Origin of the sequence: Nodularia chucula CCY0103 (assembly GCF_963923915.1) — a bacterium.
Classification (GTDB): Bacteria; Cyanobacteriota; Cyanobacteriia; order Cyanobacteriales; family Nostocaceae; genus Nodularia; species Nodularia chucula.
In genome coordinates this window covers 1-224 of record NZ_CAWUOL010000285.1, presented here as the reverse complement: position 1 = coordinate 224, position 224 = coordinate 1, and the positions used below count along the sequence as shown (strand labels likewise).

The 224-nt window shown below is 59.8% G+C and carries 1 protein-coding gene; it reads left to right on the top strand.

Annotated features, from left to right (window positions below):
- A partial coding sequence (locus tag ACM0OP_RS24540) for a DUF3606 domain-containing protein (RefSeq protein ID WP_414531004.1) occupies positions 1-89 on the top strand: 89 nt, incomplete at its 5' end.
- Between the last annotated feature and the right edge of the window lie 135 nt (positions 90-224).

Genomic DNA, 224 nt, shown 5'->3' with positions numbered 1-224 from the left:
GCTTCGCCGTCACCGAGGACGATCTTCGAAGAGCGATCAAGAAGGTCGGCGACCGGGTTGATATCGTTCAGCGCGAGTTGATGGAGTGATGCGGCTCCTGACAATCATCGCCACCGTGGTGATGTCGGCCGTTCTGAGCCTGGGCCTCTGGTGGTTCTTCGGCGCGCGTATTCCAATGTTCCTCCTGCCGCTGCTTCTGCTTCTTCCGCTGGTGCCAAGACCGA